The 25,805-nt window shown below is 67.0% G+C and carries 30 protein-coding genes; 7 read left to right on the top strand and 23 right to left on the bottom strand.

The features are described from left to right. The first annotated feature begins 151 nt into the window (after window positions 1-151). Window positions 152-442: a YciI family protein gene (locus BSE24067_RS18970; RefSeq protein WP_151067842.1), complete on the top strand. Its 291-nt coding sequence runs from the start codon at window positions 152-154 to the stop codon at window positions 440-442. A gap of 160 nt (window positions 443-602) precedes the next feature. On the opposite strand, the gene BSE24067_RS18965 is transcribed toward BSE24067_RS18970, so the two are convergent. From BSE24067_RS18965 to BSE24067_RS18945, 5 genes are read right to left on the bottom strand one after another with little or no spacing between them, the layout of a single operon-like run. Then, the gene (locus BSE24067_RS18965) at window positions 603-1,220 is read right to left on the bottom strand and encodes an SCO family protein (protein WP_151067840.1); all 618 of its coding nucleotides are present in this window, start codon (window positions 1,218-1,220) and stop codon (window positions 603-605) included. A gap of 18 nt (window positions 1,221-1,238) precedes the next feature. Further along, on the bottom strand, window positions 1,239-2,141 hold the full coding sequence (gene cyoE / locus BSE24067_RS18960; protein WP_151067839.1) for a heme o synthase: 903 nt from the start codon (window positions 2,139-2,141) through the stop codon (window positions 1,239-1,241). 8 nt (window positions 2,142-2,149) lie between these two features. Further along, window positions 2,150-3,262: a COX15/CtaA family protein gene (locus BSE24067_RS18955; protein WP_151067837.1), complete on the bottom strand. Its 1,113-nt coding sequence runs from the start codon at window positions 3,260-3,262 to the stop codon at window positions 2,150-2,152. A gap of 25 nt (window positions 3,263-3,287) precedes the next feature. Beyond that, window positions 3,288-3,914, bottom strand: a complete 627-nt coding sequence (locus BSE24067_RS18950) for an SCO family protein (RefSeq protein WP_151067836.1) — start codon at window positions 3,912-3,914, stop codon at window positions 3,288-3,290. A 60-nt stretch (window positions 3,915-3,974) separates the two neighbouring features. Beyond that, window positions 3,975-4,685 (bottom strand): SURF1 family protein, encoded by a 711-nt coding sequence (locus BSE24067_RS18945; RefSeq protein ID WP_244122281.1) that lies wholly within the window; start codon window positions 4,683-4,685, stop codon window positions 3,975-3,977. A gap of 84 nt (window positions 4,686-4,769) precedes the next feature. On the opposite strand from BSE24067_RS18945, the gene BSE24067_RS18940 reads away from it, so the two are divergent. After that, complete coding sequence (locus BSE24067_RS18940) at window positions 4,770-4,979, top strand: twin transmembrane helix small protein (RefSeq protein ID WP_006752055.1); 210 nt, start codon at window positions 4,770-4,772, stop codon at window positions 4,977-4,979. A 170-nt stretch (window positions 4,980-5,149) separates the two neighbouring features. Here the strand turns inward: BSE24067_RS18940 and BSE24067_RS18935 are convergent, their stop codons facing one another. The 8 genes from BSE24067_RS18935 to BSE24067_RS18900 all read right to left on the bottom strand — a co-directional run bounded on the left by BSE24067_RS18935 (window position 5,150) and on the right by BSE24067_RS18900 (window position 12,241). Further along, the gene (locus BSE24067_RS18935) at window positions 5,150-6,007 is read right to left on the bottom strand and encodes a cytochrome c oxidase subunit 3 (protein WP_151067832.1); all 858 of its coding nucleotides are present in this window, start codon (window positions 6,005-6,007) and stop codon (window positions 5,150-5,152) included. 137 nt (window positions 6,008-6,144) lie between these two features. Continuing rightward, complete coding sequence (locus BSE24067_RS18930) at window positions 6,145-6,345, bottom strand: DUF2970 domain-containing protein (protein ID WP_151067831.1); 201 nt, start codon at window positions 6,343-6,345, stop codon at window positions 6,145-6,147. Between the two features lie 16 nt (window positions 6,346-6,361). After that, window positions 6,362-6,970: a cytochrome c oxidase assembly protein gene (locus BSE24067_RS18925; RefSeq protein ID WP_151067829.1), complete on the bottom strand. Its 609-nt coding sequence runs from the start codon at window positions 6,968-6,970 to the stop codon at window positions 6,362-6,364. A 35-nt stretch (window positions 6,971-7,005) separates the two neighbouring features. Further along, window positions 7,006-7,146 carry a cytochrome oxidase small assembly protein gene (locus BSE24067_RS18920; RefSeq protein ID WP_006486385.1) on the bottom strand — a complete coding sequence of 47 codons (141 nt, stop codon included), beginning with the start codon at window positions 7,144-7,146 and terminating at the stop codon, window positions 7,006-7,008. Between the two features lie 92 nt (window positions 7,147-7,238). Next, window positions 7,239-8,846, bottom strand: coding sequence for a cytochrome c oxidase subunit I (gene ctaD, locus BSE24067_RS18915; protein ID WP_151067828.1), 1,608 nt, complete (start codon window positions 8,844-8,846; stop codon window positions 7,239-7,241). A 43-nt stretch (window positions 8,847-8,889) separates the two neighbouring features. Further along, on the bottom strand, window positions 8,890-10,497 hold the full coding sequence (coxB, locus tag BSE24067_RS18910) for a cytochrome c oxidase subunit II (protein ID WP_151067825.1): 1,608 nt from the start codon (window positions 10,495-10,497) through the stop codon (window positions 8,890-8,892). Window positions 10,498-10,555: 58 nt separating this feature from the next. After that, window positions 10,556-11,080, bottom strand: coding sequence for a DUF2244 domain-containing protein (locus BSE24067_RS18905; protein WP_151067823.1), 525 nt, complete (start codon window positions 11,078-11,080; stop codon window positions 10,556-10,558). Window positions 11,081-11,275: 195 nt separating this feature from the next. Then, entirely contained in the window at window positions 11,276-12,241 is a 966-nt protein-coding gene (locus BSE24067_RS18900; RefSeq protein WP_151067821.1) for a methyltransferase domain-containing protein, read from the bottom strand. A gap of 82 nt (window positions 12,242-12,323) precedes the next feature. On the opposite strand from BSE24067_RS18900, the gene BSE24067_RS18895 reads away from it, so the two are divergent. Both BSE24067_RS18895 and trmL read left to right on the top strand, forming a co-directional pair. Next, window positions 12,324-13,136 carry a ComF family protein gene (locus BSE24067_RS18895; RefSeq protein WP_174904825.1) on the top strand — a complete coding sequence of 271 codons (813 nt, stop codon included), beginning with the start codon at window positions 12,324-12,326 and terminating at the stop codon, window positions 13,134-13,136. 113 nt (window positions 13,137-13,249) lie between these two features. Further along, a complete protein-coding gene (trmL, locus tag BSE24067_RS18890) occupies window positions 13,250-13,720 on the top strand; it encodes a tRNA (uridine(34)/cytosine(34)/5-carboxymethylaminomethyluridine(34)-2'-O)-methyltransferase TrmL (RefSeq protein WP_151068208.1) in 471 nt (156 codons plus the stop codon). 25 nt (window positions 13,721-13,745) lie between these two features. On the opposite strand, the gene BSE24067_RS18885 is transcribed toward trmL, so the two are convergent. The 5 genes from BSE24067_RS18885 to BSE24067_RS18865 all read right to left on the bottom strand — a co-directional run bounded on the left by BSE24067_RS18885 (window position 13,746) and on the right by BSE24067_RS18865 (window position 16,756). Next, window positions 13,746-14,270 carry an O-acetyl-ADP-ribose deacetylase gene (locus BSE24067_RS18885; RefSeq protein WP_151068207.1) on the bottom strand — a complete coding sequence of 175 codons (525 nt, stop codon included), beginning with the start codon at window positions 14,268-14,270 and terminating at the stop codon, window positions 13,746-13,748. Between the two features lie 181 nt (window positions 14,271-14,451). After that, window positions 14,452-15,450, bottom strand: coding sequence for an NAD(P)H-dependent glycerol-3-phosphate dehydrogenase (locus BSE24067_RS18880; RefSeq protein WP_151068206.1), 999 nt, complete (start codon window positions 15,448-15,450; stop codon window positions 14,452-14,454). Between the two features lie 26 nt (window positions 15,451-15,476). Continuing rightward, window positions 15,477-15,968, bottom strand: a complete 492-nt coding sequence (gene secB / locus BSE24067_RS18875) for a protein-export chaperone SecB (protein WP_040142124.1) — start codon at window positions 15,966-15,968, stop codon at window positions 15,477-15,479. A gap of 108 nt (window positions 15,969-16,076) precedes the next feature. Then, complete coding sequence (grxC, locus tag BSE24067_RS18870) at window positions 16,077-16,337, bottom strand: glutaredoxin 3 (RefSeq protein WP_006477722.1); 261 nt, start codon at window positions 16,335-16,337, stop codon at window positions 16,077-16,079. Then, window positions 16,334-16,756 (bottom strand): rhodanese-like domain-containing protein, encoded by a 423-nt coding sequence (locus tag BSE24067_RS18865; RefSeq protein ID WP_040142128.1) that lies wholly within the window; start codon window positions 16,754-16,756, stop codon window positions 16,334-16,336. The genes grxC and BSE24067_RS18865 overlap by 4 nt, the downstream gene beginning before the upstream one ends. Before the next feature lie 136 nt (window positions 16,757-16,892). On the opposite strand from BSE24067_RS18865, the gene gpmA reads away from it, so the two are divergent. From gpmA to BSE24067_RS18850, 3 genes are all read left to right on the top strand, one after another. Continuing rightward, window positions 16,893-17,639, top strand: a complete 747-nt coding sequence (gene gpmA / locus BSE24067_RS18860; RefSeq protein WP_040142130.1) for a 2,3-diphosphoglycerate-dependent phosphoglycerate mutase — start codon at window positions 16,893-16,895, stop codon at window positions 17,637-17,639. 240 nt (window positions 17,640-17,879) lie between these two features. Further along, window positions 17,880-19,421: a S41 family peptidase gene (locus BSE24067_RS18855; RefSeq protein WP_151068205.1), complete on the top strand. Its 1,542-nt coding sequence runs from the start codon at window positions 17,880-17,882 to the stop codon at window positions 19,419-19,421. A gap of 128 nt (window positions 19,422-19,549) precedes the next feature. Further along, window positions 19,550-20,302, top strand: a complete 753-nt coding sequence (locus BSE24067_RS18850; RefSeq protein WP_151068204.1) for a HesA/MoeB/ThiF family protein — start codon at window positions 19,550-19,552, stop codon at window positions 20,300-20,302. Window positions 20,303-20,396: 94 nt separating this feature from the next. On the opposite strand, the gene ptsP is transcribed toward BSE24067_RS18850, so the two are convergent. The 5 genes from ptsP to gshA all read right to left on the bottom strand — a co-directional run bounded on the left by ptsP (window position 20,397) and on the right by gshA (window position 25,690). Then, window positions 20,397-22,169 carry a phosphoenolpyruvate--protein phosphotransferase gene (gene ptsP / locus BSE24067_RS18845; RefSeq protein WP_151068203.1) on the bottom strand — a complete coding sequence of 591 codons (1,773 nt, stop codon included), beginning with the start codon at window positions 22,167-22,169 and terminating at the stop codon, window positions 20,397-20,399. Window positions 22,170-22,371: 202 nt separating this feature from the next. Beyond that, the gene (locus BSE24067_RS18840) at window positions 22,372-22,641 is read right to left on the bottom strand and encodes an HPr family phosphocarrier protein (protein ID WP_006763311.1); all 270 of its coding nucleotides are present in this window, start codon (window positions 22,639-22,641) and stop codon (window positions 22,372-22,374) included. 74 nt (window positions 22,642-22,715) lie between these two features. After that, entirely contained in the window at window positions 22,716-23,186 is a 471-nt protein-coding gene (locus tag BSE24067_RS18835; RefSeq protein WP_151068202.1) for a PTS sugar transporter subunit IIA, read from the bottom strand. Window positions 23,187-23,418: 232 nt separating this feature from the next. Further along, the gene (gene gshB / locus BSE24067_RS18830; protein WP_151068201.1) at window positions 23,419-24,375 is read right to left on the bottom strand and encodes a glutathione synthase; all 957 of its coding nucleotides are present in this window, start codon (window positions 24,373-24,375) and stop codon (window positions 23,419-23,421) included. A gap of 25 nt (window positions 24,376-24,400) precedes the next feature. Then, window positions 24,401-25,690 (bottom strand): glutamate--cysteine ligase, encoded by a 1,290-nt coding sequence (gene gshA, locus BSE24067_RS18825; RefSeq protein WP_069241780.1) that lies wholly within the window; start codon window positions 25,688-25,690, stop codon window positions 24,401-24,403. Between the last annotated feature and the right edge of the window lie 115 nt (window positions 25,691-25,805).

Genomic DNA, 25,805 nt, shown 5'->3' with positions numbered 1-25,805 from the left:
GTATTTACGGCAGCGAAACTTTCGACTTGAATACATGCAGCCGGTGCGCGCCGCCCGCACGCGCGATGCACGACGCCACATCGAACGGCCGCTGTGCTACAAAGACTGGCTGACCGGTGCGCGATGCGCCGGCGACATTCAAGGGCCATTCATGTACGTCATCGACATTCACTACAACGCGTCGCTCGAGCGCATCGACGATGCACTCGAACGCCACCGCGCGTATCTGCAGCCGCTGTTCGACCGCGGCATCTTCATCGCGGCGGGGCCGAAGGTGCCGCGCGAAGGCGGCGTGATTCTCGCGGCGCGCATCGACCGCGACGAACTCGACGCGATCCTCGAGACCGATCCGTTCGTGACCGAAGGGCTCGCGACCTATCGCGTGACCGAGTTCAGGATCACGCGCGCCGCGCAAGGCTTCAACGTGCCGGCGCTGCCGTAACGCAGCCGCGCGGCATACGTACGCGCGCGCGCGTGCATGCCGCGCCGCTTCGAGCATCGCGCATCGCAAATCGTCGGGAAGCAGGAGAAAGGCGTGACGGCGAGCCCGTCACGCGTGTCGCCGGGCCGGCGCCCGGACGCTCACGCGGGGCGCGCGCCGCTCAGTCGACCAGCAGTTTCAGGTCGTGGACCCACGGGGCGGGGCCCTGGCCGTCGCGCACGAACAGGCGCAGCTTGCCGTCGCGATCGAACACGTAGCTCGCGGCGGTGTGATCCATCGTGTAGCTGCCGGGCGTCTTGCCGGGCACCTTCGCGTAGTACACGCGGAAATCCTTCGTGACCTTCTTGAGCTGCGCTTCGTCGGCCGGCCGCAGGCCGATGAACGACGGGTCGAACGCGGGCACGTACTGGCCGAGCAGCGCGGGCGTGTCGCGCTCCGGATCGACGGTCACGAACAGCACCTGCACGCGCTTCGCGGCGTCGGGCCCGAGCTGCTTCAGCGCTTCGGACAGTTCGGCCATCGTCGTCGGGCACACGTCCGGGCAGTGCGTATAGCCGAAGAACATCACGACCGCCTTGCCCTTGAAGTCGGCGAGCGTGCGCACCTTGCCGGTGGTGTCGGGCAGCGCGAAATCGCTGCCGAACTGCGTGTTGCCGGTGATGTCGAGATTCTGGAATTTCGGCGCGTTGTCGCAACCGGCGAGCAGCGCAGCTGCCGCGAATGCGCACGCGAGCATCCAGCGTTGGCGCGCGCGGCGCCCGAACCATGATTGGAGCATTGCGTTCAAACCGTGCGGTTACACGCCGAGCAGCGGGCGTGCATAGTGATCGACGAGCAGCGCCGCGAACAGCAGCGACAGGTAGACGATCGAGTAGCGGAACGCCTTGCGGGCGAGTTCGTCCGAATAGTCGCGGTAGATCTTCCACGCATACGCGAGGAACACCGCGCCGAGCAGCACCGCGCTCGTCAGGTAGACGGCGCCGCTCATCCCGGAGATAAACGGCATCAGCGCGACCGCGAACAGGATCACCGTGTACAGCAGGATGTGCAGCCGCGTGTACTGCTCGCCGTGCGTGACGGGCAGCATCGGCAGCCCCGCGTTCTCGTAGTCCTTGCGGCGATAGAGCGCGAGCACCCAGAAATGCGGCGGCGTCCACACGAAGATGATCAGCACGAGGATCCACGCGTCGCCCGGCACCGCGCCGGTGACTGCGGCCCAGCCGAGCGCCGGCGGCATCGCGCCCGACGCGCCGCCGATCACGATGTTCTGCGGCGTCATCGGCTTGAGCAGCAGCGTGTAGATCACCGCATAGCCGACGAACGTCGCGATCGTCAGCCACATCGTCAGCGGGTTCGTGAACGTATAGAGCGTCCATGCGCCGACGCTGCCGAGCACGGCCGAGAACAGCAGGATCTGCGGCGTCGTGATCTCGCCGCGCGCGGACGGACGCCACGCGGTGCGGCGCATCATCGCGTCGACCTTCTGCTCGACGAGGCAGTTGATCGCGAACGCGGCGCCGGCCAGCAGCCAGATGCCGACCGTGCCGCCGATCAGCACGTGCCACGGCACCATGCCCGGCGTCGCGAGAAACATGCCGATCACCGCGCAGAACACCGCGAGCTGCGTGACACGCGGCTTCGTCAGCGCCATGTACTGCGAAAACCGGCTACCGGGCGATTGGGAAAGGGTGCTTTGCATGGGGACGGTCACGCCGGGGCGGCGTCGCGCGCGGGCTGCACGACACGGCCGGGGCGGCTTGAAAGGATGCGAAAGTTTAACATGACGACGAGCAGCAGCAGGACCGCGGCGCCGCCGTTGTGCGCGACGGCGACGGGCAGCGGCCACTGCAGCACGATGTTGGTCAGCCCCGTGGCGAACTGCAGCAGCACGACCAGCAGCACGCCGTTCGCCGGACGCCGCAACGACTCGAAGCGGCGCATCTTCAGCGCGAACGCGACCAGGTACGCGACGACGACGAACGCGAACGTGCGGTGCGTCCAGTGGATCGCGACCAGCGCGTCCTGCGTGATCGCGTCGCCGTCCTTCGTCATCCCGAGCGCGCGCCACAGATGGAAGCCCTGGCCGAAGTTCATCGGCGGGATCCACTGGCCGTTGCAGGTCGGGAAATCGGTACAGGCGAGCACCGCGTAGTTGGTGCTCACCCAGCCGCCGAGCGCGATCTGCACGACGAGCAGCACCAGCGCCGCGAGCGCGGCCGCGCGGTAGCGGCCCGCTTCCGGATCATGCGACGGCAGCGGCGTCTGCCGCGCCGCGAGCCAGCCGAGCGTGCCGAGCAGCGTGAGGCCGAGCAGCAGGTGCGTCGTGACGATCACCGGCTGCAGCTTCATCGTGACCGTCCACGCGCCGAACACGCCCTGCACGACGATCAGCAGCAACAGGCTCGTCGGCCACCACGGCGACACGTGCAGCGGGCGGCGGCGCAGCCGCGCGGCCCATGCGATCACGACCTGCGCGATGATCAGCACGCCGATCGCCATCGCGAAATAGCGGTGGATCATCTCGATCCACGCCTTCGTCATGCTGACGGGGCCGGTCGGCATCGCCTGGTGCGCGGCCGTGATCGCCGCGTGCGCGATGAACGGCGACGACGTGCCGTAGCAGCCCGGCCAGTCCGGGCAGCCGAGGCCCGAATCGGTCAGCCGCGTGAAGCCGCCGAACATCACGAGGTCGAGGGTCAGGAACGTGGTGATCCACACCAGCTTGCGGAATTTGTCGTCGTCGGCCTTCACCCACACGTACGACAGCGGCAGCAGCGCGATGCACAAGCCGATCAGGCCGAGTTGCAGTAGATACGACATCGGAATGGTGCCTCGTTGGATTGCCTTAGCCGATGCTCGACCACTTCAGCAGCTTCGTGACGTCCGTCTTGATCTTGCTGGGGTTCGGGTTCTTCGGGAAACGCATCATCAGGTTGCCGTTCGGATCGACCATGTAGAGATGGTCGGTGTCCTTCGTGCCGGCGTCGGCCGGCAGCCACGCGGCGACCGCGGCCGGATCGGCGACGAACCGGCGCGTGTCCGGGTACGCTTCCAGCACCTTCGGCGGAATCGCGCCCGCATCGCTGCGCAGCCACACCATCGTGATCCGGTGCCGCTCGCCGGCCTGCGTGACGCGGATCTGGCGCATGAAATAGAGCTTCTGCGCGCACGCGTCGTCGCACGCGCTGCGATCGGTCATCACGAACAGCCACACGCCACGCAGCGACGACAGCGGCACCGTCTTGCCGGTTTCGTCGGTGACTTGCAGGTCGGCCGGGATCGGCCGCTGCGGCTCGATCAGCGTGCCGTAGTTGGTCGAGCCGCCCTTCGGCTTGATCACGTAATAAGTGAAGTACGACGCGATGATCGGCGCCGCGCACACGAGCCCGAGCAGCACGAGCATCCAGCGGCCGCGCTTGCGGGCCGCCGGCGAAACCGGCGACGCGGCCGGACCCTGACGGGAAGATTGCATGGACAAATCAGACCTCTCGAAACGAACCCGCGGCGCGGCCGCCGCGTCCGGGCATCGCGCTCACGCGCCGGCCGACTTCTTCGCCGCACGCCGCGCGGCGTACAGGCCGAAACCGAGCGCGGCCGCCGCGATGCCCCACCACTGAAACATGTAACCGTAATTGCGCTCGACGCCGGTCGTCGCCGCCGGCCAGTCGCGCACGAGCTTGTCGCCGTCGTCGCTCGTCTGCTGGATCACGAACGGCTGCAGCGGCAGCCCCGTTTCCTTCGCATATGCGGCAACGTCCAGGTTCTGCCGGATCTTCTGGTGCGCGGCCGAACCGCCTTCGCCGAGCTCGAACGCACGCGACGCGTCGGCGCGCGCGATGCCTTCGATCTCGATGTCGCCGGCGGGTGTCGCGAACGGCTCGATCGCCGTGCGATCGGCGATGTTGCGCGGCAGCCAGCCGCGGTTCACCAGCACGACGCCGCCGCCCGTGAGTTTAAACGGCATCACGACGTAAAAACCCGGCTGGTCGTTATACGGCCGATTGTCGAGGAACACCGCTTGCTCCGGCAGGAAGCGGCCTTTCGCCCGCACACGGTGGAACTCGATCGACGCGAGCGGAATCGGCTGCGCGCCGACGTCGACGGGCGCCGCGTGCTCGAAGCGAACGATGTTCGCCTGCAGCGCTTCCTTCTGGTGCGCGCGATCGCGCTGCCAGAAACCGAGGCGTATCGCGGCCGCGACGACGACGAGGATCAGCAGCGCAGGCAGCCAGCGGATCTTCATCGGGCCACCCGCGAAGCACATTCGCGAAAGCGAAGTGCGATAATTATCCTCTTCCTTTCGAATTGCCGTCGTCCGGTTCGTGTCATGCACATACTCGTTCCCATCGCCTTCGTCCTGATCATCGCCAGCATGGGCTCGGCGCTGTACTTCATGATGCACGACCGCGGCCATACGAAACGCATGGTCTGGTCGCTTGCCACCCGCGTCGGCCTGTCGGTGTCGCTGTTCCTGTTCATCCTGTTCGCGAACTGGATGGGCTGGATCCATTCGACCGGCCTGCCGATCGGGCGTTGAACCATCCGCCGCCGCTGTGACATTTCGCCGCACAGCGGCGCCACCAAGCAAAAGCGCCGCCTGACTGAGTCGCGGCGGCGCCGGGGTAGCGTTGAGCGCAAGCAGCTGGCCGCCGCCTCGCCTCGCCAATGAAAACGGCCCGCGCATCGCTGCGCGGGCCGTTTTTCCATTTACAGCCAGTAGACGATGACGTACAGGCCGAGCCAGACGACGTCGACGAAGTGCCAGTACCACGCGGCGCCTTCGAATGCGAAGTGATGATCGGGCTTGAAGTGGCCGCGGATCATCCGCACCAGCACCACCGCGAGCATCGTGCCGCCGAGGAACACGTGGAAGCCGTGGAAGCCCGTCAGCAGGAAGAACGTCGAGCCGTAGACGCCCGAGTTCAGCGTCAGGTTCAGTTCGTTGTATGCGTGGTAGTACTCGAAGCCCTGCATGAACAGGAAGCAGATACCGAGCACGAGCGTCGCGGCGAGCCACGCGATCGCCTTCTTGCGGTGATCGTCGCGCAGCGCGTGGTGCGACACGGTCAGCGTCACACCCGATGCCAGCAGGAACGCGGTGTTCAGCGTGGGGACCGGCCACGGGCCCATTGTCTTGAAGTGACCGGCGAGCGCGGCGGGGCCTTCGTTCGGCCACACGGCGGAGAAGTCCGGCCAGATCAGCTTGTAGTCGAGGCTGCCGAGCTGGTGCAGCGCGATTTCGCGCGCATAGAACAGCGCGCCGAAGAATGCGCCAAAGAACATCACTTCGGAGAAGATGAACCAGCTCATGCTCCAGCGGTACGACTTGTCGACGTTCTTGCCGTAATGACCGCCTTCCGACTCGGCGATCGCGTCGCCGAACCAGTGATACAGCGTGAAGAGCAACCACAGCAGGCCAAGCAGCGCCGTGTACGGAGCCCAGTCGTGACCGTTGATCCACAGCGCCACCGACCCGAGCATGACCAGCAGGCCGACGGCCGCGCTGATCGGATGCTGCGACGGATGCGGCACGAAATAGTACGGGGTCTGGTTTTGACCGCTCATGCTTGATTCTCCACTTCAGTCCAATTTATGTACCGGAAACCGCTCCGGCTGTATTTCTTGCGCGACGCGACGGCCGCCGCTCTTTCCCGCACGCAGCGCCGGGGCGCTGCGCACTGCATTCTTTCGTGGCCGCGGGTTCAGCCCACGACCGCTCGCACGATCAGGATCAGCACGCCGATGAACACGCCGGCCGCGATCAACGCGACGATCAGCACGTGCAACGGATTCAGCTGCGTCGCGTCGGCCTCGAGGTCGCGCCGCTTGCGCACGCCGAAGAACGACCACAACACCGCTCGCAGCGCCTGCCCGAACGATCCGCTCCGCCTGGGTTCCGTCATCGCCCCGTCTCCGTCGTCATGCGGCCGGCTTCGCCGCGCCCTGCTCCGCCGTCTTGCGCGGTGCCGGCGCCGGCGCGGCCGGCGTATTCAGCTCGAAGAACGTGTACGACAGCGTGATCGTCTTCACGTCCTTCGGCAGTTTCGGATCGATCACGAACACCACCGGCATCTTGCGCGACTCGTTCGCGGCCAGCGTCTGCTGCGTGAAGCAAAAGCACTCGATCTTCTTGAAGAACTCCGTCGCCTGCTTCGGCGCGTAGCTGGGAATCGCCTGCGCGACCACCGGCCGGCCCTGGCCGTTCGTCACGTCGTATACGATCGTCGTCAGCTCGCCCGGATGCACGTCGAGGCTGTTGTGCTCCGGCCTGAAACCGAGCGGGCCGCGCGCATTCGCATCGAACTCGACCGACACCGTGCGGCTGTAGTCGACCTGCGTGCTCTTCGCTTCGCGTTCGCTGACATCGCGCTGCACCAGGTTGTTGATGCCGGTGATCTGGCAGATCGCGCGATACATCGGAATCAGCGCGAAGCCGAAGCCGAACATCAGCGCGGCCACCACGAAGAGCTTCACCAGCATCGAACGATTGAACGCCCGATCGACGGCGCCCTCTTCCGGCTTCGACATACGACTACTTCCTCGCTACTGCGTCAGTTACTGCATCAGTGGGTGGACAGCCACCACTGCTTGATCACGACACCCACGAAAAAAACGGCGGCGATGACGAGCAGGGTAAGGCCGAGCCGCTTGTTGCCCGCGCGAATCTGCTCGGGCGTTCGTCTTTCTTGTGGATTCCGGGTCATCTGAAACTTCGCTGAAACTTCGCTGATCCATCGATTCGGCGCCCGCCGCGGGCTGCCTGTCAGGCAGGCCGCGGCGGAACGCCCGATGAAGCTTATTCGACGTGCGGCGGTTGCTCGAACGTATGGAACGGAGCCGGGCTCGGCACCGTCCACTCGAGGCCCGTCGCGCCATCCCACGGCTTGTCCGACGCCTTTTCCAGCTCACCGCCGCCACGGTACGCCGGCAGCGCGACCGCGAACAGGAAGTACACCTGCGCGAGGCCGAAGCCGAATGCGCCGATCGTCGCGACCTGGTTGAAGTCCGTGAACTGAGCCGGGTAGTCCGCATAGCGGCGCGGCATGCCCGCGAGACCGACGAAGTGCATCGGGAAGAACGTCAGGTTGAAGAAGATCATCGACGCCCAGAAATGGATCTTGCCGCGCGTCTCGTTGTACAACCAGCCCGTCCACTTCGGCGACCAGTAGTACCAGCCAGAGAACAGCGCGAACAGCGAACCGGCCACCAGCACGTAGTGGAAGTGCGCGACCACGAAGTAAGTGCCGTGGTACTGGATGTCGAGCGGCGCCATCGCCAGCATCAGGCCCGTCAGGCCGCCGAACGTGAACACGAACAGGAAGCCGATCGCGAACAGCATCGGCGTTTCGAACGTCATCGAGCCGCGCCACATCGTCGCGAGCCAGTTGAACACCTTCACGCCCGTCGGCACCGCGATCAGCATCGTCGCGTACATGAAGAACAGCTGGCCGGTGACCGGCATGCCCGTCGCGAACATGTGGTGCGCCCAGACCATGAACGACAGGATCGCGATCGAAGCGGTCGCGTACACCATCGAGCTATAGCCGAACAGCGTCTTGCGCGCGAACGCCGGGATCACCTGCGACACGATCCCGAACGCCGGCAGAATCATGATGTACACCTCGGGGTGGCCGAAGAACCAGAAGATGTGCTGGTACATCACCGGGTCGCCGCCGCCCGCCGCGTTGAAGAACGACGTGCCGAAGTGGCGGTCGAACAGCACCATCGTGATCGCGCCTGCCAGAACCGGCATCACGGCGATCAGCAGGTACGCGGTGATCAGCCAGGTCCATGCGAACATCGGCATCTTCATCAGCGTCATGCCCGGTGCGCGCATGTTCAGGATCGTCACGACGATGTTGATCCCGCCCATGATCGACGATGCACCCATGATGTGGACCGCGAAGATCGCGAAGTCCATGCCCGGGCCCATCTGCGTCGACAGCGGCGCGTACAGCGTCCAGCCGGCGGCCGTCGCGCCGCCCGGCGCGAAGAACGAACCGACCAGCAGCACGGCTGCGACCGGCAGCAGCCAGAAGCTGAAGTTGTTCATCCGCGCGAACGCCATGTCGGACGCGCCGATCTGCAGCGGAATCATCCAGTTCGCGAAACCGACGAACGCCGGCATGATCGCGCCGAACACCATGATCAGGCCGTGCATCGTCGTGAGTTCGTTGAAGAACTCCGGACGCATGATCTGCAGGCCCGGCTCGAACAGCTCGGCGCGGATGCCGAGCGCCATCACGCCGCCCGACAGGAACATGATGAACGAGAACAGCAGGTACAGCGTACCGATGTCCTTGTGGTTGGTGGCGAACAGCCAGCGGCGCCAGCCGTGCGGCGCTTCGTGCGCGTGGTCGTCGTGCGCGTGGCCCGCGGCTACGTCGTGCCCGATGCTAGACATGAGAATCTCCTAATGCGAATACGTCGACTAACTCAGCGACACGTCAAGCCGCCGGCCCGATCTCGACACGCCGGGCTTCCTTGGCGTCAGCCCCGCCCGTGATCGTTTCCGGCTTTTTGAGAATAATGTGGTCTTCCGCCACGCCTGCTGCCTTCAGCGCGTCGCGCACGGCTTGCGCGCGATGCTTCGCGAGTTCGGCGTTCGCGTCGGCCGAGCCCGTCTTGTCGGTGAAGCCCGACAGCGCGAGCTTCGCGTCCGGATGTGCCTTCGCATAGTCGGCCGCCGCTGCGATCGCCGCTTTCGCGTCGGCCGGCAGCACGCTCTTGCCCGTTTCGAAGTAGATCGTCGACAGCGCCGCCGCGGCCGATGCCGATGCCGACGCTGCCGCCGGCTGCTCGGCTGCGCCCGACGCGGCTTGCGCCGGTGCCGACGCCGCTTCGGCAGGCGCTGCCGCGCCTGCGGTGTCTTCCGGCATCTTGCCGTTGCGCGCGTCAGCCACTTGCTTCGGCTGCAGCAGGTCGTTCTTGTGGTTGCCCCACGAATTGCGCTCGTACGTGACGACCGATGCGATGTCGAGGTCCGACAGCGACGCCCACGACGGCATCGCGCCCTTGCCGTGCAGCACGCGCTCGACGTGCGCGGCGATCGGGCCGTTCACGATCGGGCTGCCGTCCATCGCGGGGAACGCGCCGAGGCCCTTGCCGTTCACCTGGTGGCAGGCCGCGCAGTTCGCCTTGTAGACTTCCTCGCCGTGCGCGACGAGTTCGGCCATCGTATAAACCTTGTTCGGATCGACCGACGCGCTGGCCAGCTTCGCCTTCTGCGCGGTGACCCACTTCGCGTAGTCGTCTTCCGACAGCACTTCGACCACGACCGGCATGTACGCGTGTTCCTTGCCGCACAGCTCGGTACAGAAACCGCGGAACGTGCCGACCTTGTCGGCCTTGAACCACGTGTCGCGCACGAAGCCGGGGATCGCGTCCTGCTTCACGCCGAACGCGGGCACGTACCACGAGTGGACGACGTCGTTCGCGGTCGTGATGATGCGGATCTTCTTGTTGACCGGCACGACGAGCGGGTTGTCGACTTCCTGCAGATAGGTTTCGGTGATGGCCTTCTTGCCCATCACTTCGTCGCGCGGGGTGGTCAGCGTCGACAGGAAGCCGATGCCCTCGCCCGGACCCTTCACGTAGTCGTAGCCCCACTTCCACTGGTAGCCGGTGACCTTGATCGTGAGATCGGCGTTGGTCGTGTCCTTCATCGCGACGACGGCCTTCGTGGCCGGCAGCGCCATCAGCACGACGATGATGAACGGCACGATCGTCCAGATGATTTCGACGGTCGTGCTTTCATGGAAATTGGCGGCCTTGTGGCCTTTGGATTTGCGGTGCGCGAAGATCGAATAGAACATCACGCCGAACACGCCGACGAAGATCACCGTACACAGGATCAGCATCATCGTGTGGAGATCGTAGAGCTCCTCGGCGATTTTCGTGACCGGCGGCTGAAAGTTGATCTCGTTGACGCGGGGGCCGCCCGGGCTATCACCGACCGCCAGAGCAGCACCGGCAAAGAGCAATCCGCTGCATGCCAGCACGCCCGTGAGGGCTCGCTTGATTGTTTTCATAGCATCCTTACCCAAAATTTCCATTCAAACCCTCCCCCGTCGCGCGAGCGGCCGGCCCGTTCCGGCCGGTGCCCGCGCCTCGTCAGCCGCAGCGCCTGAGCGACACGCGCAGTTCGTCGGCGAACTGCGCACGCTTGTACTGCGCGAGATGCTGCCCGATTACGACGGTCTGCCCGCGCGATACGAGTCGAATCGGATCGCGCGGCGTCGCACCCGGCTCGACCCGCACCCAGCGCGGGTTGAATTCGATCTGCGTGAGCCGCTCCGCATCCATCCGCTCGATCACGAGCCGATGCGGAAACAGCCTGATGCGCTCGTAATCGACCGCATGACGAGCGTAGATCGCGAACGCGATGCCGACCGCCAGCAATTCGACTCCGGTAAAGGGCATGACGAGCCACGCTCCGCGCCACATCAGCAGTGCCGCGATCACCAGCGAGAAGCCCGCGAGCGACGCGTAAAACAGCATGAACTGGCGCGGCGACACCGAACAGTTGCGTTTCATCAGCCAGTCCGCGAGGACCGGTTCGCTGTTCGTCGTCTCCGCCAACACCCTCGCTGCTTCCATCGCCGCCTCACGCGAATGGCATGCGATGCATGCCTGCATCGGACTCGTCGGCCCGTATTGCGGGGACCCCAGGACGACAAGCTGACGCATTATAGGCGGGTTCAATGGCATCCACAAGCAAGCGGCTATCGGCCCGCAAGCCAAGCGCCACAAGCTTCCCGGCCGTTTTGCGCGTCAATTCGACCCCGCTTTGCGCCGCTAATTTCAGACATAACAAAACCCCTCTTTACCGCTTCACCGATTCCTCGGACGCCCCTTTCCGATATCTTCGATGCGCACGATCCCGTGCCCTTCCGCGGTCGTGCGCGGCACGGCCTTCCAGGCGTGGCCGTAGATCACCTCGAACGTCAGCGCGATCGTGCCGTCCGCGCGCCGGCGCGCGTCCAGCGCGTCGCCGAGCGCCGCGCGAAAGCGCCGCGCCGCGTGCGGCGGCACCGTGCGATCGAACGGATAGGCGCCCCAGCGGCGCACGTCGGCCAGCAGGGAATCCGGGGTCTTGTACGTGACGGTCAGCACTTCCTGGTCCATCACCGGAATCTCGAAGCCGCTCTCGACGAGCATGTCGCCGAGATCGTGCATGTCGACGAAATCGATCACGCGCGCGGCACCCGGCGCGATCCCGAGCGCCGCTTCGGCGTCCGCGCAGGCCGCGCGCAGCTCGCGCAGCGTGTCGGGGCCGAGCGTGCTGAACATCAGCAGGCCGTTCACGCGCAGCACGCGCTGCCATTCGGGGAACACGGTATCGGGACGCGAATGCCAGTGCAGCGCGAGGTTCGACCAGATCAGGTCGAACGCGCCGGCCGCGAACGGCAGCACCGAAAAGTCGGCCTGCGCGACGCGCGGGCCGCGCTGCCCCAGCGCCCGGCCGAGCGATGCGGGCAGCCAGCGGCGCCAGCTCGTCTGCTCGACCTCGCGCGCGCCGGCCCGCGCGAGCATCGCGCCGGAGAGATCGACGCCGAACACCGGCGCCTCGGGAAAGCGCGCGCGCAGCGCCGGCAGGTCGTCGCCCGGGCCGCAGCCCGCGTCCAGCACGGCCGCGGGGCTCACCTTGATGTATTCGAGGCGCTCGTTCATCCGCTGCGCGATCTCGCGCGGCAGGAACGCGACCGCGTCGAACGTGGCGGCACGGCGGTCGAAGATGCGCCGCAAACGCCGGGCGTCATTGGCCGGACGGCCGGTTGAAGTCGAAGCTGGGGACATGTCGGGCACACTGGCGAAGAGCCCGAAGTATACTCGCTCGCCTCGTAGCCTTCAGCGAGGCGGGCCGTCAGGAGTGTTCGCGATGGATCGCCGTTTCGCCCCGCGCCAAATGCGCGTCGTTTTGTCGCAGGTTCGCGGGCTGGCCGCGCGCGTCGCCGCACTCGCATTGCCGAATCGATGCGCACTGTGCGGCAATTTGTCACATACGGTGATTTGCATGGCCTGCGACGGCGCGTACTGGAATGAAGCGCGGCTGCGCTGCGACGTCTGCGCGGTGCCGCTGAGCGCCGGCACGCCGCGGCTGCGCCCGACTCGCGGCCGGCATGCGCGCACCGGACAATCGTCCGCGTACCGGTGCGATGCGTGCCGCGCGACCCCGCCGCCGTTCGATGCGACGCTCGCGCTCGCCGATTACCGCGCCCCGCTCGACACGCTCGCGCGCGGCCTGAAGTTTCATGCGCGGCTCGCGCTCGGCGCGGAATTCGCGGCGCGGCTCGCGCGGCAGATCGACGATACCGACGCGATGCGCGCCGCGGGCGGCTTCGACGTGATCGCGCCGGTGCCGCTGTCGCGCGCACGGCTCGTCTCCCGCGGCTACAACCAGGCGTGGGCGATCGCGCGGCCGCTCGCGCGCCGGCTCGGCGTGCGCGCGGACGCGGCGCTGCTCGCACGCGTGGCCGACACCGCGCCGCAGTCGCGGCTCGACCGGCGCGCACGGCGCGACAACGTGCACGCGGCGTTCGCGGTGGCGGGCGAAGTTGCCGGCCGCCACGTGGCGCTCGTCGACGACGTGATGACGTCCGGCGCGACGCTCGCGGCGGCCGCGCACACATTGAAGGCGGCCGGTGCCGCGCGCGTGACGAATCTGGTTGCGCTGCGCACCGCCAGGGATTAATTAGATAGAAAGTAGAGAGGCCGGCCGCCCGCACGCGGTCTCGGCCGTCACGAACCGGCCGGCCGGGAAGGAACGCACGTCGTTCCGCCCGGCCGGCCCAGCCAGACCCAACCATGTTCAACGTCGTCCTCGTCGCCCCCGAAATTCCGCCGAACACCGGCAACGTGATCCGCCTGTGCGCCAATACCGGCGCGCGCCTGCATCTGATCGAGCCGCTCGGCTTTCCGCTCGACGACGCGAAGATGCGTCGCGCGGGCCTCGACTATCACGAGTACGCGGAAATGCGCGTGCATCGAGACTGGAACGCGTTCGTCGCGGCCGAGACGCCCGATCCCGCGCGGACGTTCGCGTTCACGACGCGCGGCTCCGGACGCTTTCACGATCACGCGTTCGCGCCCGGCGACTGGTTCGTGTTCGGCTCCGAGACGCGCGGCCTGCCGGCCGATCTGCTCGAGCGCTTTCCGAACGAACAGCGCGTGCGCCTGCCGATGCGGCCGGGCAACCGCAGCCTGAATCTGTCGAACACGGTAGCCGTGGTCGTGTTCGAGGCGTGGCGCCAGGCCGGTTTCGAAGGCGGCGCGTGACGCGCGCGCCGCACGCCGGAGCGCGCTAGCGGCGCGCGAGCCGCGCGCGATACAGGTCGTGGATGTCGGATGAAAAGCACGCGAATATCACGCGCGCGAGGTTCGGCGCCTGCGGAAGCATTTCGATGACCGTGCCGACCGCGATGTCGACGGCCTCGTCGGCCGGATAGCGATAGATGCCGCAACTGATCGCGGGGAACGCGATCGACGTCGCCGCCACGTCGTCGGCCAGCTCGATCGCGCGCCGGTAGCACGCGGCAAGCAGCTCGGGCTCGCCGCGCCCGCCGCCGTGCCAGACCGGGCCGACCGCATGAATCACGTAACGTGCCGGCAGCCCGTGGCCGCGCGTGAGCTTCGCGTCGCCGGTCTCGCAGCCGCCTAGCGTGCGGCACTCGGCCAGCAGGCCCGGGCCGGCCGCGCGATGAATCGCGCCGTCGACGCCGCCGCCGCCGAGCAACGAACCGTTCGCGGCGTTGACGATCGCGTCGACGTCGAGCGTCGTGATGTCGACGAGTTGCGCGTCGAGCGTCGTGGAACCGATCTGCAGCATGACCCCCTCCCGAAACGCCGGAGACGGTTCAAGCGTAGCGCGCTTTGACGCTAACCGCTTTGCGCGCGCGCGGCCGCAAAAATCGGCGTGATGCTCATCGACCGTAGCTGGACGCCGCCCGCATCCGGCGCCTCGGCGCCGACGGCTGCGCGACCGATCTGCCGGCCGAGATGCGTCGCGGCTATTCGGCGCGCGCGTCGCGCCGCAGCAGCCCGCTGACCGCATCGCGCGGCGCGACGCCGTCGAACAGCACGCCGCACACGGCCTCGGTGATCGGCATTTCGATCGCCTGCGTGCGCGCGAGCGCGAGCACGGCCTGCGCGCAGCGCACGCCTTCCGCCACATGGCCGAGCGCGCCGAGGATGTCGTTCAGCGAGCGGCCGGCCGCGAGTTGCAGGCCAACCGTGCGATTGCGCGACAGGTCGCCCGTCGCGGTGAGGATCAGGTCGCCGAGGCCCGTGAGGCCCGTGAAGGTTTCCGCGCGGCCGCCCAGCGCGACGCCAAGGCGCGACATTTCGGCGAGGCCGCGCGTGATGAGCGCGGCGCGCGCGTTCAGCCCGAGCCCGAGACCGTCGGAGATGCCGGTCGCGATCGCGAGCACGTTCTTCACCGCGCCGCCGACCTCGACGCCGACGACGTCGTCGCCCGTATAGATCCGCATCGCGCCGTGATGGAACGCGGCGAGCGTGCGGTCGCGGCATTCGGCGGACGTGCTCGCGACCGTCAGCGCGACGGGCAGCGCGAGCCCGACCTCGCGGGCGAAGCTCGGCCCCGACAGCACGCCATTGCTGTGCTGGCCGGGCAACTCGGCCGCGATCACCTGGTGCGGCAGCAGATGCGTGTCGGCCTCGAAGCCCTTGCAGACCCACACGACGTGCGCGGGCACGCAGCCCGCGTCGCGCATCGCGCCGAACAGCGTGCGCAGCCCGGCCACCGGCGCGGCGATCACGCACAACGCGTCGTCCGCGGCGCCATGCGCGAGTGCGGCGCCGAGATCGGCGTCGTAGCGCAGCGCATCGGGCAGCGCGATGCCGTCCAGATAGCGGGAATTTTCGTGCCGGGCCTGCAGCCCGGCGATCAGCGCGGCGTCGCGCGCCCACAGAAGCGTATCGTGCCGCGCGGCCAGATGGCCCGCGAGCGCGGTGCCCCAGGCACCGGCGCCGAGAACGGCTACTTTCATACCCAGCACCGGTCCGGAGTGAAACGTCAGTTCAGCGTCGTGCCATTCGGCGCGCCGTTCGGTGCGGCTGCCGCACCGGCCTGCTGCTGAAGCTGCGCGAGACGCTGCTCGTACAGCGCCTGGAAGTTGATTTCGGCCAGATGGATCGGCGGGAAGCCCGCGCGCGTGATCGCGTCGGCGATGTTCGAGCGCAGGTACGGGAACAGGATCGTCGGGCACGCGATGCCGACGAGCGGGTCGAGCTGTTCGTCCGGAATGTTGCGGATGTCGAAAATGCCGGCCTGCTTCGCTTCGATCAGGAACGCGACCTTGTCCTTCACCTTCGCGGTGACGGTGCCCGACACGACGACCTCGAACACGCTTTCCGCGAGACGCTCGGCCTTGACGTCGACTTCGACTTCAACCGACGGCATGTCTTGCTCGAGGAAGATCGCCGGCGAATTCGGCTGCTCGAGCGACATATCCTTCAGGTAGACGCGCTGGATGTTGAAGAACGGTTGGTTTTCGACGTCGGACATGGTGTTTCCCTAAAAGTGGTGACGAGGCGGCGCGGCTTCATGCCGGCCAGCCCGGTTGGAGCCTGTGCGCCCGGAGCCGCGGCGCAGCCGGCGGCCATTCTGCCCTAATCAGGCCGCTTGCAGAAGCGGCACGAGGCCGCCTTCGCGGTCGAGCTTCGACAGATCGTCGTAACCGCCGACGTGCGTGTCGCCGATATAGATCTGCGGCACCGTGCGCCGGCCCGTGCGCGTCATCATTTCCTCGCGGCGGGCCGGATCGCGATCGATCAGCACCTTTTCGATCTGCTCGACGCCGCGCAGCTTCAGCAGGCGCTCGGCCTGCATGCAATACGGACACACCTGCGTGCTGTACATCAGAACCTTGTTCACTTCGCCACTCCTTGTTTGACGACCGGCATCCCGGCCTGCTGCCAGGCGGCGACGCCGCCCTCCAGCACGTGTACCTCGGCGTAGCCCGCCGCCTCGACCTCGCGCGCCGCCTTCTGCGACTGCTGGCCGTTCTGGCAGACGAGCAGCACCGGGGTGCTCTTGTTCTTCGCGACCTGCGCAATTTTCGCGCCGATCTCGCCGGCCGCGACCTGGCGCGCGGACGGCAGGTGGCCGGCGGCGAAGTCGGACGGCGCGCGCAGGTCGATCACGACCGCGTTGCGGCGATTGATGAGCTGCGTCGCCTCCGCAGCCGACAGGCCGCCGCGGCCGCGGCGCAGCGCCGGCCACGCAAGCAGGCCGCCGGAAACCAGCAGGATCGCGATAAGGGCCAGGTTCGTGTAATTGGTAAAGAACGTCACGGAAAGCCGCCGGAAAAAGAGAAATCGGAAAAGGACAATCCCGCCATTATAAAATAACCGCCTTGCGCGATGGCGGGCCCGGTCCGGGTGCCGTGCGACGCGCGCCGCTTCCCTATCACTACCGACCGCAAGATCCATGTACAAACTCGTTCTCATCCGCCACGGCGAATCGACGTGGAACAAGGAAAACCGCTTCACCGGCTGGGTCGACGTCGACCTGACCGAACAGGGTCGCAACGAGGCCTACCAGGCCGGCGAACTGCTCAAGGAGGCCGGCTACACGTTCGACATCGCGTACACGTCGGTGCTCAAGCGCGCGATCCGCACGCTGTGGCACGTGCAGGACAAGATGGACCTGATGTATCTGCCGGTCGTCCATTCGTGGCGCCTGAACGAGCGCCACTACGGCGCGCTGTCGGGCCTGAACAAGGCGGAGACGGCCGCGAAGTTCGGCGACGAGCAGGTGCTCGTGTGGCGCCGCAGCTACGACACGCCGCCGCCCGCGCTCGAGCCGACCGACGAACGCGCGCCGTTCAACGACCCGCGCTACGCGAAGGTGCCGCGCGAGCAGCTGCCGCTCACCGAATGCCTGAAGGACACCGTCGCACGCGTGCTGCCGCTGTGGAACGAGTCGATCGCGCCGGCCGTGCGCGCGGGCAAGCAGGTGCTGATCGCCGCGCACGGCAACTCGCTGCGCGCGCTGATCAAGTATCTCGACGGCATCTCCGACAGCGACATCGTCGGCCTGAACATCCCGAACGGCGTGCCGCTCGTGTATGAACTCGACGAGAACCTGAAGCCGATCAAGCACTACTACCTCGGCGACCAGGAAGCGATCGCGAAGGCGCAGGCCGCCGTCGCGAAGCAGGGCAAGGCGGGCTGACGTCCGTCGCGCCGGGCCGGCCGCCTTCCGCGCGGCCTGTCCGGCCGGCACCGGCGCGCGGCGCGAACCTTCGCGGCCCCCGTGCTGTCGAAGCCGCTTTCGACTTCGCCGCGCATCCGGCGGCACCCGCCGGGCCTCCGGCCTTTTCGCGCCGTTCCACTGAGTATTCGGACGAACAGTTATACTTGTCCGCTACATCCCCGCTACCGCCACGCGCTTCCCGACCGCACCAGACTCTCTATGCGAATGAAATTGAAGAACATCGGCCTGATTGCCGCGGGCCTTGCCACGGGCGTATTCGCCACGCTGCAGATCTCGGCGTCGGCCGAGCAAACCGTCACGGCGCCGCTTCCCCTCGACCAGCTCCGCCTGTTCGCGGAAGTGTTCGGCCAGATCAAGCGCGAGTACGTCGAGCCGGTCGACGACAAGAAGCTGCTGACGGCGGCGATCAAGGGCATGGTGTCGAGCCTCGACCCGCACTCGTCGTTCCTCGACAAGACCGACTACGACGAGCTGCAGGAGCAGACCAAGGGCCGCTTCGCCGGTCTCGGCATCGAGATCTCGCAGGAAGACGGCCTCGTCAAGGTGATCTCGCCGATCGAAGATACCCCCGCGTTCCGCGCCGGCATCCGCCCGGGCGACCTGATCACGCGCATCAACGACAAGCCGGTGCGCGGCATGACGCTCGACAAGGCCGTCAAGCAGATGCGCGGCGAGCCGGGCACCAAGGTCACGCTGACGATCTTCCGCAAGAGCGACGACCGCACGTTCCCGGTCACGGTCACGCGCGCGGTCATCAAGGTCCAGAGCGTGAAGATGAAGATCCTCGCTCCGGGCTACGCATACATCCGGATCACGAGCTTCCAGGAACGCACGACCCCCGATCTCGCCGCGAGACTGCAGGACATCGCGCGCCAGCAGCCGAGCCTGAAGGGCCTGATCCTCGACCTGCGCAACAACGGCGGCGGCCTGCTGCAGAGCGCGGTCGGCGTCGCCGGCGCGTTCCTGCCGCCCGACTCCGTCGTCGTGTCGACCAACGGCCAGATCCCGGATTCGAAGCAGGTCTACCGCGACACCTACGACAACTACCGCCTGCCGTCCTTCGACGGCGATCCGCTGAAGAACCTGCCGCCCGTCTTCAAGACCGTGCCGATGGTCGTGCTGACGAACGCGTATTCGGCGTCCGCATCGGAAATCGTCGCCGGCGCGCTGCAGGACTCGAAGCGCGCGCAGATCATGGGCAAGACGACGTTCGGCAAGGGCTCGGTGCAGACGGTCCGCCCGATGACGGCCGACACCGCGCTGCGCCTGACGACCGCCTACTACTACACGCCGAGCGGCCGTTCGATCCAGAACAAGGGCATCACGCCCGACGTGCCGGTCGATCAGTACGCGGACGGCGATCCGGACGACGTGCTCGTGACGCGCGAGGTCGACTACACGAACCACCTCGCAAACACGCAGGATCCGAACGAGAAGAAGGAACAGGAAGAGCGCGAGCAGCGCCGGATGGACCAGTTGCGCGTCCTCGAAGAGCAGAACGACAAGAAGACGCCGGAGCAACGCCAGAAGGACCGCGATCGCAAGCCGATCGAGTTCGGCAGCGCCGACGACTTCATGATGCAGCAGGCGCTCAACAAGCTCGAAGGCAAGCCGGTCCAGGAATCGAAGTCGCTGCTCGCCGAGAGCACGACGAAGAGCCCTGCCGCCAAGGCTGCGACCGCCGCGAAGGCGTCGGGCGCGAAGGCCGCCGCACCGAAGGCCGCGTCGGCGCCGCAGTAAGCGCCGGCCGGCATCCGACGGGCCATCGCGGGAAGACCGCGATGGCCCGTTTTTCATGTGCGCCTAGAATACGCAGACAGACGCAAACACGTCCGCGCCGCCGGCGGTGTGCGTGGCGCCACTTCCCCATGAACGACGATCAACTCCTCCGCTATTCCCGCCACATCCTCGTCGACGAAATCGGCATCGAGGCGCAGCAGCGCTTTCTCGACGCGCATGCGATCGTCGTCGGCGCCGGCGGCCTCGGCTCGCCGGCCGCGATGTATCTCGCGGCATCCGGCGTCGGCTCGATCACGCTGGCCGACGCCGACACGGTCGACCTCACGAACCTGCAGCGGCAGATCCTGCACGCGACGGCGTCGGTCGGCCGCAGCAAGGTCGAATCGGGGCGCGACACGCTCGCGCAGCTGAACCCGGACGTGACGGTCAATGCGGTCGCCGCGCGCGTCGACGACGCATGGCTCGACGAGCATGTGCCGCGCGCGACCGTCGTGCTCGACTGCACCGACAATTTCGCGACGCGCCATGCGATCAACCGCGCGTGCGTCGCGCACGGCGTGCCGCTCGTGTCGGGCGCCGCGCTGCGCTTCGACGGACAGATCAGCACGTTCGACTTCCGCGACCCGGCCGCGCCCTGCTACGCGTGCGTGTTCCCGGAAGACCAGCCGTTCGAGGAAGTCGCATGCGCGACGATGGGCGTGTTCGCGCCGACGGTCGGGATCATCGGCGCGATGCAGGCGGCCGAAGCGCTGCGCGTGATCGGCGCGATCGGCACGACGCTCAATGGCCGGCTGATGATGCTCGATTCGCTGCGGATGGAATGGACGACGATGAAGATCGCGCGCCAGACCGATTGCCCCGTGTGCCAGGGCCGGCACTGACGCGCGTGATGGGTGCGCCGGGCGGCGCATGCGTGACGTTCAGCAACATTTGCGAAGATTCATGCGGCCCTGAAGCGGCCCCTCGAGCCACCCTTCAAGCCGCGGCGTCCGCGCGCGGCTCCGCGACCGCCAGGCGCTTGAGCGCCGCCTGCACTTCCTCCGGCTCGAACGCGGCCAGCACGTCGGCCGTCGGCTTCTCGAGCGACTTCAGGTGCGCGCGCAGGATCTCCTGCTTCACGACCAGCAGCTGGCTCGGATGCATCGAGAACTCGGTGAGCCCCATCCCGAGCAATAGGCGCGTGAGCGCCGGGTCGCCGGCCATCTCCCCGCACACCGACACCGGCACGCCCGCGCGCTTCGCTTCGCGCAGCGTGTAGGCGATCAGGTGCAGCACCGCCGGATGCAGCGGGTCGTACAGATGCGCGACCGCGTTGTCCGCGCGGTCGATCGCGAGCGTGTACTGGATCAGGTCGTTCGTGCCGATCGACAGGAAATCGAAGCGCTTCAGGAACAGCGGCAGCGCGATCGCCGCGGCCGGGATCTCGATCATCGCGCCGACGCGCACGTTCGGATCGTACGCGAGCCCCGCGTCGTCGAGCTGGCGCTTCGCCTCGCGGATCAGGTCGAGCGTCTGGTCGATCTCCTGCGCGTGCGCGAGCATCGGGATCAGGATCTTCACCTGCCCGAACGCGGACGCACGCAGGATCGCGCGCAACTGCGTCAGGAACATCTGCGGCTCGGACAGGCTCCACCGGATCGCGCGCAGCCCGAGCGCCGGATTCGGCGCCGTCTCGTAGCCTTCGTCGAGCGCATCGAGCGGCTTGTCGGCGCCGACGTCGATCGTGCGGATCGTCACCGGCATGCCCTTCATCCACTCGACCGCGCGCTTGTACGCGGCGAACTGCTCCTCTTCCTCCGGCATCTCCTTCTGATGCATGAACAGGAACTCGGAGCGGAACAGCCCGACGCCGACCGCGCCGGCCTCGACGGCCGCCTTCGCGTCGTCGGGCAGCTCGATGTTCGCGTACAGGTCGATCTTGGTGCCGCACAACGTTTGTGTCGGCGAGAACTTCAGGCGCTGCAGCTTGCGCTGCTCGAGCAGCTTCTCGGACTGGCGATACGAATATTCCTCGAGGACGATCGGCGCCGGATCGACGATCACGATCCCCTGGTCGCCGTCGACGATGATCAGGTCGTCCTGGCGGATCAGCGAACTCGCATGCTGGACGCCGACCGCGGCCGGAATGCCGAGGCTGCGCGCGACGATCGCCGTGTGCGACGTGCGGCCGCCGAGATCGGTGACGAACGCCTGGAACGACTGCGACTTGAACTGCATCATGTCGGCCGGCGCGATGTCGTGCGCGACGACGATCATCTCGTTCTGGCCGCGCGCGGCCGCGCCGTCGAGCGCCTGCGATGCGGACGGCGCGCCGGCGAGCGCCTTCAGCACGCGCTCGACCACCTGCTCGATGTCGGCCTTGCGCTCGCGCAGGTATTCATCCTCGATGTCGTCGAAGTGGCGCGTGAGCAGTTCGAGTTGCTCGGTCAGCGCCCATTCGATGTTGTAGCGGCGCGTGCGGATCAGGTCGATCGTTTCCTGCACGAGCATCGCGTCGTTCAGGATCATCGCGTGCACGTCGATGAACGCGCCCACTTCGGTCGGGGTGTCGTCGGTCAGGTCGGCGCGCAGCGCCTCGAGCTCGCGGTTCACGACGTCGCGCGCCGTGCGGAAACGCTCGACCTCGGCATCGATGCGGTCGATGTCGACGAGATAATGGGCGACGTCGAGCGCCGCCGGCGCGATCAGATACGCTCGCCCGATCGCGATACCACGTGAGACGGGAATGCCATGCAGCGTGAAGGACACGCGCACCTCCTCTGTACATGTAAAGCCGCGGCACACTGCTGCGATGCGCTTATGACCCCGGTTAGCGATTATAAATTCCGCGCCTCCCTGCTGACTGCATGCAGCGCAGCATTGCGCTTTTCGCATCAATGCTGCGGGCAAAAAAAATGCCGCGGGAAACGCGGCATTCTGCTTCGAAACGGCAATGATCCCGCGCGGGGAATCACTGGCCTTCGCCGAACTTGTCCGCGATCAGTTTCAGCAGCGCGTCCATCGCTTCCTTCTCGTCGGGCCCGTCGGTCTCGATCGTCACCGTGCTGCCGATACCGGCCGCCAGCATCATCACGCCCATGATGCTCTTCGCGTTGATCTTGCGCCCGTTGCGCGTCATCCAGACTTCCGACTGGAAGTTGCCGGCCAGTTGCGTAAGCTTGGCGGATGCGCGTGCATGGAGCCCCAATTTGTTGACGATCGTGGTTTCTTGTTGAAGCATGATTCTCGGTCGGGTCGGTCGCGGCCGCCGGCGACGGGCGTCGGCGGGTCGGTCTAAAACGGAAAACGGGACGGTCAGTGCGATTCGGTGCGCGGTTGCGGCTCGGGCGGAATCGGCGCGCACTGGCCGCAGCCGACTTCGGTCGGCGGCGGCGGCGTGCCGGCCGCCACTTCGTGAACGCCCTTCGCGCCGCCGGACAGCGCCTTGTCGACGAGCTTGTCGAGCGGCACGGTGCGGTAGCAGACGGCGCGCACGAGCATCGGCAGGTTCACGCCGGCGAGCACGCGCACGTTGTCGAGCTTCGCGAGCTGGCCCGCGATGTTCGCGGGCGTCGCGCCGTACATGTCGGTCAGCACGACGACGCCGTTGTCTTCCCTGAGCCGCGCCAGTTCCGCGTGCGCGAATGCCATCACTTGAGTCGGGTCGCTGTCCGCCAGCACGTCGATACAGCCGATGCGCGCGGGCACGCCGCCATAGATGTGCGCGATGCAGTCGCGCAGCGCGGTGGCGAGCGGCGCGTGCGCGATGATCAGAATCCCGGCCATGTCAGCGTGCTCCCGCCCGCCGCTGGCGGGCCGACGCCCCGCGGCGGGGCAACGAGCATAGCGAGTGAGGGAAGCGTTTCATGTTCAGCCTTGCAACGGTTTAGGGCCCGACCGCCGGGCCTGCGGCGCACGGGTCGCGGCGCCTGGCAAGCGGGCATTGTAGCAGGCCGGTCGAACCGCTCCGGCGGCGGGGGACCTGCGCGGCCGCCGCCGGGCTTGCGCGCGAAGCCGGCTACGCGGCCGCCCGCTCCAGCGCGTCGATGAACATCGCGGCGACGTCGAAACCCGTCTGCTCCATGATCTCGCGAAAGCACGTCGGGCTCGTCACGTTCACCTCGGTCAGCCAGTCGCCGATCGCGTCGAGCCCGACCAGCAGCAGCCCGCGCGCGGCAAGCACCGGCCCGAGCGTCTCGGCGATCTCGCGGTCGCGCGGCGTCAGCGGCTGCGCGACACCGAGCCCGCCCGCGGCGAGATTGCCGCGCACCTCGCTGCCCTGCGGAATCCGCGCGAGCGAATACGGGACCGGCTCGCCGCCGATCAGCAGGACGCGTTTGTCGCCGGCCTTGATCTCCGGGATGAACTTCTGCGCCATCACCGAGCGCGTGCCGTCGTGGCTGAGCATCTCGACGATCGAACCGAGGTTCATGCCGTCAGGCTTCACGCGGAACACGCCCATCCCGCCCATTCCGTCGAGCGGCTTCAGGATCACGTCGCCGTGCTCGGCGTGGAACGCGCGCAGCCGGTTCGCGTCGCGCGTGACGAGCGTCGGCGCGACAAACTGCGGAAATTCGCCGATCGCGAGCTTCTCCGAATGATCGCGGATCGCCTGCGCCTTGTTGAACACGCGCGCCCCCGCGCGCTCGGCCAGCTCGAGCAGCCACGTCGACGTCACGTACTCCATGTCGAACGGCGGATCCTTGCGCATCAGCACCGCGCCGAACGATTCGAGACGGCGCGCGTCGACCGCGCCCGCGTCGAACCAGGTGTCGCGATGCAGGTCGTCCAGCTCGCCGACGATCTCGATGCGCCGCACGTCGGCCTCGACGGCGGAACCCGTCCACGCGAGGTGGCGCGGCTCGCATGCGTACACCGCATGCCCGCGGCGCGCGGCCTCCGCCATCATCGCGTAGGTCGAATCCTTGTAGATCTTGAAGCGCTCGAGCGGGTCGGCGATAAAGAGAATGTCCATGCGGGTCCTGTACGTAGCGAAGCCGTTACACCTGGATGGCTTCGGGATCGGTCTTTTCCAGTTCGATCGACGACGCGATCAGCGACAGGCGCGCGACGACGCCGTACATGTAGAAACGGTTCGGCGGCGCGGCGCCCGGCTTCGCGCCGGCATCCGGCAGCGCGGTGTGCTCGAAACCGAGCGGCACGTAGTGCATGCCCGGCGCGTTCAGGTTCTGGTCGCGCTCGCGGCCGCCGTGCGTGCGGTAGAAGCCGCCGACAACGTAGCGGTCGATCATGTACACGACCGGCTCCGCGACTTCGTCGCCGACGCGCTCGAACGTGTAGACGCCTTCCTGCACGATCACGTCGCGCACCGCGAGCCCCGCCTTCGACTCGGCCATCTGCGCGCGCTCGGCCTTCGACATGCGGCCGATCTCGGCCGCGTCGTGGACGGTCATCACGCCGCGCCCGGCGGTGCCCGCGTCGGCCTTCACGACGACGTACGGCTTTTCGCTGATCCCGTATTCGCGGTACTTGCGCGCGATCTTCTTCAGCACGCCGTCGATCGCGTCGGCGAGCGCCTGTTCGCCTTCATGCGCCTGCCAGTCGACGCCTTCGACGTGCGCGAAATACGGATTCACCATCCACGGATCGACGCCGACCATCTTCGCGAACTTCTTCGCGACGTCGTCGTAGCACGAGAAGTGCGTCGACTTGCGGCGCACGGCCCAGCCCGCGTGCAGCGGCGGCAGCAGGTACTGCTCGTGCAGATTTTCCAGCACGGCCGGAATCCCGGCCGACAGGTCGTTGTTCAGCAGGATCGAGCACGGGTCGAAATTCTTCAGGCCGAGGCGGCGCTGCGAACGCTCGAGCGGCTCGAGCACGATCTTCTGGCCGTCGGCGAGCGTGATCGGCGTGATGTCGGTGATGCTCGAATCGAGCGAGCCGAAACGCACGTTCAGGCCGGCCTGACGCATGATCGTCGCGAGCCGCGCGACGTTTTCGAGGTAGAACGCGTTGCGGGTCGGCAGCTCGGGAATCACGAGCAGGTTCTTCGCGTCCGGGCAGATCTTCTCGATCGCGGCCATCGCGGCCTGGACGGCGAGCGGCAGCACTTCGGACGGCAGATTGTTGAACGCGCCCGGGAACAGGTTCGCGTCGACGGGCGCCAGCTTGAAGCCGGCATTGCGCAGGTCCACCGAACAATAGAACGGCGGCGTGTGTTCCTGCCATTCGAGCCTGAACCAGCGTTCGATCGCAGGCGTCGCGTCGAGGATCTTCTGCTCGAGCTCGAGCAGCGGACCGTTCAACGCGGTAACGAGGTGGGGAACCATGAATCACTCGCGAGCGGGAGAATGAAGATTGTAGAGCAATTGCCTTGCCCATTTGGGGATTGTTCCCGGCTTCACAAGGATATGGAGGAAGTTTTCGGCTATTGACCCGATAGAG

The organism is Burkholderia latens, assembly GCF_902499045.1.
In the GTDB taxonomy this organism is placed as follows: Bacteria; Pseudomonadota; Gammaproteobacteria; order Burkholderiales; family Burkholderiaceae; genus Burkholderia; species Burkholderia latens.
Note: the sequence above shows the minus strand (reverse complement) of the source record. Positions and strands in the feature narration are given on the sequence as shown.